The organism is Micrococcus sp. HSID17227, assembly GCF_003989405.1.
GTDB classification, from domain to species: domain Bacteria; phylum Actinomycetota; class Actinomycetes; order Actinomycetales; family Micrococcaceae; genus Micrococcus; species Micrococcus luteus.
In genome coordinates, this window is the sequence record NZ_RBLN01000123.1 from 1 (window position 1) to 6408 (window position 6408).

The 6408-nt window shown below is 73.2% G+C and carries 2 protein-coding genes and 1 pseudogene; all 3 read right to left on the reverse strand.

Annotated features, from left to right (window positions below):
- Positions 1 to 168: 168 nt before the first annotated feature.
- Positions 169 to 3195: pseudogene (locus D8M29_RS07430) on the reverse strand (efflux RND transporter permease subunit); the annotation flags it as partial.
- 7 nt (positions 3196 to 3202) lie between these two features.
- Positions 3203 to 4693 carry a malate:quinone oxidoreductase gene (locus D8M29_RS07435; protein ID WP_255420497.1) on the reverse strand — a complete coding sequence of 497 codons (1491 nt, stop codon included), beginning with the start codon at positions 4691 to 4693 and terminating at the stop codon, positions 3203 to 3205.
- A 99-nt stretch (positions 4694 to 4792) separates the two neighbouring features.
- Entirely contained in the window at positions 4793 to 6319 is a 1527-nt protein-coding gene (locus D8M29_RS07440; protein WP_238693349.1) for an ABC transporter substrate-binding protein, read from the reverse strand.
- Positions 6320 to 6408 lie beyond the last annotated feature (89 nt).

Below are 6408 nucleotides of genomic sequence, written 5' to 3' on the forward strand. Positions count from 1 at the left end.
TGAGCTCTCGGACGGCAAGCCGATCGGCATCAAGTTCTGCGTGGGCTCCCGCGTGGACGTGCTGGCCATGACCAAGGCCATCTGGGAGGAGCGGATCGCCCCCGACTTCATCATCGTGGACGGCTCCTCCTGCAGGCGGCGCTCCCCGCGGACCTCGGTGAGCCGGTACAGCACGGGCACGAGCACGAGGGTGAGCAGGGTGGAGGAGACCAGGCCGCCCACCACGGCCACCGCGAGGGGCTGGGAGATGAACCCCGCGTGCCCCGTGACGCCCAGGGCCATCGGGGTCATGGCCAGGACGGTGGCCAGGGCCGTCATCACCACCGGGCGCACGCGGTTGAGCGCGCCCACCTCGATGGCCTCGTCCAAGGTCATGCCGCGGTCGCGGCGGTACTGGTTGATCAGGTCGATCAGCACAATCGCGTTCGTCACCACGATGCCCACCAGCATGAGCAGCCCGATCATCGTGGACAGTCCCAGGGGCGTGCCGGTGGCCAGCAGCGCCAGGAACACGCCCGTGGCGGCGAAGGGGATCGACACGAGCAGCACGAGCGGCTGGCGCAGCGAGTTGAACGTCGCCACCAGCACGACGTACACGGTCGCCACGGCGGCCAGCAACGCCAGCCCGAGGTCCCGGAACGTCTGCGCCTGCTGCTCCGCCGCGCCGCCCACGGCCGCGGTGACGCCCTCGGGCAGGTCCAGCTCCGCCACGGCCTGCGTGACCCGGCGTGAGACGGCCCCGAGGTCCTCGTCGTCCGGGGTCACCGTGACGACGGCGGTCCGCTCGCCGTTCGAGGACGTCACCCGGGCGGGCACGGACACGCGCGAGACCTCGGCGAGGTCGGCCAGCGGCACGGGTCCCTCCGCCGTCTCCACAGGCACCTGGCGCAGGGCGTCGAGGGACTCGACCGGCTCCGGGTCACCCAGCTGCACCGCGAAGCTCTCGAACCCGAAGCGGACCTCGCCCACGGGCACGGCCTGCAGGGCGGCGGCGGCCTGGCCGGCCACCGCCTCCTCGGTCAGGCCGAGCCGGGCGGCGGCGACGGTGTCCACGTCCACCTGGAACGTCGGGCGCAGGTCCGAGGCCGGCGTCGTCACCTCGCGGGCACCCTCGACGGGCTGCAGCGCCTGGGCGACCTGGCTGGCGGCCGCGGTGAGGGTCTGCGGGTCGGGGGCGGAGACGGACACCTCGATGTCCTGGCCGCCGCTCGGCCCCTGCTGCGTGGAGACGGACACGTCGCCCACGCCGTCGAGACCCGTGAGCTCGGCGCGCACCCCGTCCTGAAGGGCCACCTGATCCGCATCCGGGTCGGTCACCACCGTGAACCGCGCCCGTTCCGCCGAGGAGCCGCCGAAGGCCCCCATCGGACCGGCGGCGGTGCCGGCCGTCCACTGGACCGTCTCGACGCCGTCGGTGTCCAGCAGCACCCGCTCGATGCGCTCGGCGGCGGCGGCCGTCGTCTCCAGCGACGCCCCCGGCTCCTGCTCCGCCGTGACGACGAACGAGTTCTGTCCCGAGTCGCCCAGGAGGTTCGTGGGGATCAGCGGGACCAGCGCGGCCGTACCGGCCAGCAGCGCCAGGGCGGCGGCGAGGGTGACCACGGTGTGCCGCTGCGTCCAGCGCAGCACCGGGCGGTAGGCCCGCGTGAGCCATCCACCGGCCGCCACGGGCCGGTCGCCGGCGACGGCGGGCGCGGCCGCGGTCTCGGCCCCGCGCCGTGGGGCGCGCAGGAACCACCAGCACAGCACCGGCACGATCGTCAGGGCGACGACGAGGGAGGCCAGCAGGGCGACCGTGGCGGTCACGGCGAAGGGCCGGAACAGCTCACCGGCCAGGCCGCCCACGAAGGCGATGGGCAGGAACACGGCCACGGAGACCAAGGTGGAGGCGGTGATCGCGGTGGCGACCTCGCGCGTGCCGTCCAGGATCGCGGTGCGCCGGTCGGCGCCCAGGCTGAGGTGCCGGCGGATGTTCTCCACCACCACGATCGCGTCGTCCACGACCCGGCCGATCGAGATCGTCAGCGCCCCGAGCGTCAGCGTGTTGAGGGAGTAGCCGAAGGCCGCCACCCCGATGAGGGCGGCCAGCAGGGACAGCGGAATGGACACGGCGGTGACGAGGGTGGAGCGCACCGAGAGCAGGAACACGGCGATCACCAGCACGGCGAACGCCAGGCCCAGCAGGCCCTCCTGGAACAGCGTGTCGATGGACTGCTGGATGAACGGGGCCTGGTCGAACACCACGATCAGGTCCGCGCCGCCGCCCACCAGGGACGCCAGCTCCGGCAGGGCGTCGCGCACGGCCTGCGAGACCGCCACGAGGTCGGCGTCCGGGGTCGCGGTCACGGAGACGGACAGCGTCGGCACCCCGTTGGTGCGGGTCAGGGACGTGGGGGCCGCGGCCACGAGGGAGACGTCGGCGACCTCGTCCAGGGTGCGCGGTTCGCCGTCCCCGGAGGGAGCGACGACGATCCCGCGCAGGCCCTCGAGGTCCTCGACGGCGGAGCCCGCCTGGACGGGATAGGTGGTCGCGCCCTCGGTGACCTGGCCGACGGGGAAGAGGCCGGTGTTCTCCTCGAGTGCGTCGGTGATGTCGGAGGTGGTCAGCCCGGCGGCGGCGAGCGCGGCCGGGTCCGGGACCACGGAGACGTTCTCGTCCGTGCCGCCGAGGACGTCGGCGCCCCGGACGCCGTCGATCTTCTGCAGCCGCGGGGCCAGGACGTCCTCGGCGCGGCGGCGCAGGGTGTTGAGGTCCTCGTCCCCGGACAGGGCGAGGAAGACCACCGGGAAGTCGGAGACGGAGCCCGCGAAGGACGAGGTCTCCGCCTCCTCCGGCAGCTGCGGCCCCAGGTTGGCGACCACCCGGTCCACCTGGGACCGGGCCCGGTTCAGGTCGGTGCCGTAGGCGAACTCCAGCTGGACCGCGTTGAAGTCGGACTGCGACGTGGACCGCGAGGATTCGAGGCCCTCCACGGCCTGCAGGGCCGTCTCGAGGGGTTCGCCCACCTGCGCGTCCACGACCTCGGGGGACGCCCCCGGGTAGAGCGTCGAGACGGAGATGACGGGCAGCTCGAGCGGGGGGATCAGCTCCCGCTTGAGCTGCCCGGCGGAGAGGACGCCGAACACCGCGATGAACACGGTGACGAGCGCCACGAGCGCCCGCCGGCCGAGTGAGAACCGTGCGAGCGCTCCCATCGCGGCGTCAGGCCAGCTTCAGTGCGGCGTCCGTGACGGTGCGGACCTCGTCCAGCAGCGCCGGGTCGTCGTTGAGCGTGTGGCCCAGCGACGGGATGAGCTCCTTGAGCGTGCCGTCCCAGCCGGCCATCTTCGCGGGGAAGCAGCGCTCGAGCAGCTTCACCATGATGGGGGCAGCGGTGGAGGCGCCCGGCGAGGCGCCGAGCAGGCCGCCGAGCGAGCCGTCCGCGTGGGTGACGACCTCGGTGCCGAACTGCAGGACGCCGCCGAAGCGGCCCTTGCGCTTCATCACCTGCACGCGCTGGCCCGCGGTGATCAGCTCCCACTCGCCACCGTCGGCCTCCGGGTAGAACTCGTGCAGCGCGTCGATCTTCTTGTCCCGGGACTTCAGCACCTCGGTCACGAGGTACTTGGTCAGGTCCACGTTGTCCTTGGCCACGTCCAGCATTGTGGTGAGGTTGTGCGGGCGCACGGACAGCGGCAGGTCCAGGTAGGAGCCGGTCTTGAGGAAGTTCGTGGAGAACCCGGCGTAGGGGCCGAACAGCAGGGAGCGCTTGCCGTTGACGAACCGGGTGTCCAGGTGGGGCACGGACATCGGGGGGGCGCCGACGGCGGCCTGGCCGTACACCTTGGCCATGTGCTGGTTGACCGTGGACTCGTCCGTGCAGCGCAGGAACTGGCCGGAGACCGGGAAGCCGCCGAAGCCCTTGATCTCGGGGATGCCGGACTTCTGCAGCAGGGGCAGGGCGCCGCCGCCGGCACCGACGAAGACGAAGCGGGCGCGGTCCACGAGCTCGGAGCCGGCGGCCTTGTTCTTGACCTTGACCTCCCAGCGGCCGTCCGTGCCGCGGGTGAGGCCGGTGACCTTGTGACCGAAGCGCACCTCGGCGCCGGCGCCGGCCATGGCCGTGATGAGCTGGCGGGTGAGGGAGCCGAAGTCGACGTCGGTGCCGCCGGTGTTGCGGGACGCCGCCAGGCGCTGGCCCGGCTCACGGCCCTCGATCAGCAGCGGGGCCCAGGCACGGATCTGCTCCGGGTCCTCGCTGTGCTCCATGCCGGCGAACAGCGGCTGGGCGGACATGGCCTCATAGCGGGTGCGGAGGTAGTCCGCGTGGTCGTCACCCCACACGAAGGACATGTGCGGCAGCGGGTTGATGAAGGACTTGGGGTCCTTGAGCGTGCCGTCCGCCACCAGGGAGGACCAGAACTGGCGGGTGGTCCAGAACTGCTCGTTGATGCCCAGCGCCTTGGTGACGTCCACCCGTCCGTTCTTGTCCATGGGCGAGTAGTTCAGCTCGCACAGGGCGGCGTGGCCGGTGCCCGCGTTGTTCCACGGGTCGGAGGACTCCAGGCCGGCCTGATCGAGGCTCTCGTACAGGGCGATGGACCAGGTGGGCTCGAGCTTCTGCAGCAGCACGCCCAGGGTGGCGCTCATGATGCCGCCGCCGATCAGGACGACGTCGTGGGTGGCGGTGGACGAGGTGGTGGGCACGGTCAACTCCTGAAGCAGAACGACGGCGGGTGGGCGCAGTGCGACCAGGCCGAGCAGTGGCGGTCGGGCCGGGCGCCGTGATCTCCCACTGTACTACCGGTGCGTTCAGCCTTCGGTCAGCCTGACGCGCGAGAAGGGCTCGTCCAGCTGCGGCGACGTCGGGTAGGAGGCCACGCGCGGGCCGGTGGCCAGGGCCGAGATCGGATAGACCAGCGGCAGCGCCGGCAGGTCGAGGGCCATGGCCCGGACGACGCGGCGGAACAGGGCGCGGCGCGCGTCGTCGTCGTTCTCGGCCGCCGCCGCGTCCACGTCCTCGACGACGCGCGGGTTGCGGTAGCCGGTCTCGGCGCGGCCCGAGCGCGCGAAGGGCTCGAGGAACGCGTGCGGGTCGCGATAGTCGCCGGTGCGGCCCATCAGGTGCAGGGCTCGGGTGGGCCGGGAGACGACGGCGTGCAGGTAGTCCTGGTCCTCCGGCACGGGCACGGGCACGATGTGCATCCCCACCGCGCCGAGGTCGCGGGCGACCATCGCGTAGACCCGCTCCGGCTCGGGCAGGGAGGGGCGGGCCGTGCCGGCCGGGTAGAGGAACTCCAACGGCTCCCCGTCGTATCCCGCCAGGTGGAGGAACTCGCGGGCCCGGCCCGGGTTGACGTCGTAGCGCCGCGCCTCCTCGTCGCCGACGCCGAGGGACGGGGGGACGAGGTCGTGGGCCAGGCGGGTGCCCTCGAGGAAGACGTCGCTGCCGGCGATGCGCGGGCGGTCCACCGCGTACGCGATCGCCTGGCGCAGGTACTGCGAGCGCACGCGCGGGTGGTCCAGGTTCATGCCCACGTAGAGCACGCCCAGGGGGTCCCGGGGCAGCACCTGGGTGCCGGCCTCGACGAGGGGGCGCAGCTGGCCGGGGGCGACGACGTCGATCACGTCCGCCGAGCCGCGCCGCAGCTCCCGCAGGCGCACGGAGGCCCGACCCCACGCCTGCACGGCCACCGGGTACGCCGCCGGATCGGAGCCGCGGTGGCGGGCGCTGGGGACCAGGATCGTCGCGCCCGAGGCGCCCGGGTGGGCGCGCGTGAGCTCGGCGGTCTCCGCGGCGTCGGCCCAGCGGTAGGGGCCGGTGCCGGCGGGGGTGGTGACCTCGGAGCCGTCCACGTCGACCGTGCGGTCCCACGAGGCCGGCGAGGAGATCGCGAAGGCCGGCGAGGCCAGCGCGGCCGCGAGGTGACGGCGGGGGGAGTGCAGGCGCAGCCGCACCTCGAGCTCTCCGCGGGCCTCGACGCCGGCGAAGGCGGAGTCCGCATCCCCGGCGTATCCGCCGAAGGCCGAGACGAACGAGGAGGGCGGGGCGACGGTCCCGTCCACGGGCGCAGGGGCGGAGGCCCACCGCTCGATGTTCGCGACCACGGCGGCGGCGTCGCACGGCTCGCCGTCGTCGAACACCACCCCGGAGACCAGGTGGAACGTGTGGAGGCGGCCGCCGTCGGACTCCTCATGCCGCTCGGCGAGGCGGGGCGTGGGGGCGCCGGTGTCCGCGTCCACGCCGAGCAGCGTCTCGAAGACCTGGCGGATCAGACGGAAGGACTCGACGTCCAGCGCGCGGGCCGGCCCACGCGCCCACGGCCTGCTGGAGCGCACCCTGGGTCACCTGCATGCCGAGCGCCTCCCCGCGTCCGTAGGCCGGGTTGGAGAGCAGGATGACGAACGCGGTGGCCGAGCACACGATC